The following is a 1653-nucleotide window of genomic DNA, read 5'->3' on the forward strand; positions in this document are numbered from 1 at the left end:
TTCGTGCAGGTCGGAACTTACCCGACAAGGAATTTCGCTACCTTAGGACCGTTATAGTTACGGCCGCCGTTTACCGGGGCTTCAATTCAGTGCTCTCACACCTCCTCTTAACCTTCCGGCACCGGGCAGGCGTCAGGCCCTATACGTCGTCTTACGACTTCGCAGAGCCCTGTGTTTTTACTAAACAGTCGCTACCCCCTGGTCTGTGCCACCCGCCAATGGTTGCCCACTAACGGGTCTCGTTTATCCCGAAGTTACACGAGTAATTTGCCTAGTTCCTTCAGCATCGTTCTCTCAAGCGCCTTGGTATTCTCTACCAGTCCACCTGTGTCGGTTTCGGGTACGGTCTATACGCCAGAGCTATTTCCTGGAATGCTCCAAAAGCCAGGTCAATCCGTTAAGACCTGACAACATATCGCATTCGTCACTTCTGGCAGGTACAGGAATATTCACCTGTTTCCCATCGACTACGGCTCTCGCCCTCGCCTTAGGGGCCGACTAACCCTGCGTGGATTAACCTTGCGCAGGAACCCTTGGACTTTCGGCGACAGTGTTTCTCGCACTGTTTGTCGCTACTCATGTCAGCATTCGCACTTCCGATATCTCCAGAGAGGGTCACCCCGTCTCCTTCACTGACTTACGGAACGCTCCGCTACCGCGCATATCATAGATATGCACCCACAGCTTCGGCACGTGGCTTGAGCCCCGTTACATTTTCGGCGCAGGGTTTCTATTAGACCAGTGAGCTATTACGCTTTCTTTAAAGGATGGCTGCTTCTAAGCCAACCTCCTGGTTGTTTTGGAATCCCCACATCCTTTCCCACTTAGCCACGATTTAGGGGCCTTAGCTGGTGGTCTGGGCTGTTCCCCTCTCGACAATGGACCTTAGCACCCACTGTCTGTCTGCCAGGCTAATACTTCCGGGTATTCGGAGTTTGGTTAGGTTTGGTAAGGCTTTGGGCCCCCCTAGCCCATCCAGTGCTCTACCCCCCGGGGTAAATACCTGACGGTCTACCTCAATAGATTTCGCGGAGAACCAGCTATTTCCGAGTTTGATTGGCCTTTCACCCCTAGCCACAGCTCATCTCCGACTTTTTCAACAGGCGTGAGTTCGGCCCTCCAGTGCGTGTTACCGCACCTTCAGCCTGGCCATGGCTAGATCACTCGGTTTCGGGTCTTCTGCCAGCAACTAGACGCCCTATTCAGACTCGCTTTCGCTACGCCTACACCTACCGGCTTAAGCTTGCTGCAAACAGAAACTCGCTGACCCATTATACAAAAGGTACGCCGTCACCCCATAAGAGGCTCCGACTGCTTGTAGGCATTCGGTTTCAGGTCTANTATTTCACTCCCCTCGTCGGGGTGCTTTTCACCTTTCCCTCACGGTACTTGTTCACTATCGGTCACCAGGGAGTATTTAGGCTTGGAGGGTGGTCCCCCCATGTTCAGACAGGGTTTCACGTGCCCCGCCCTACTCAAGGATCTTTAAAAGCACTACGCATACGGGACTATCACCCACTATGGCCACCCTTTCCAGAGTGTTCTGCTTCTCTTCCAAAGACCACTGGCCTGTTCCGCGTTCGCTCGCCACTACTAGCAGAATCTCAATTGATGTCTTTTCCTCCAGGTACTGAGATGTTTCAGTTCCCCGGG

The 1653-nt window shown here is 53.1% G+C and carries 1 rRNA gene; it reads right to left on the bottom strand.

From position 1 onward, the window contains the following. A 23S ribosomal RNA gene (locus tag OZD64_RS03595) occupies nt 1–1653 on the bottom strand; the annotation flags it as partial.

It is taken from the genome of Wolbachia endosymbiont of Drosophila tristis (assembly GCF_028981745.1).
Taxonomy (GTDB): Bacteria; Pseudomonadota; Alphaproteobacteria; order Rickettsiales; family Anaplasmataceae; genus Wolbachia; species Wolbachia pipientis.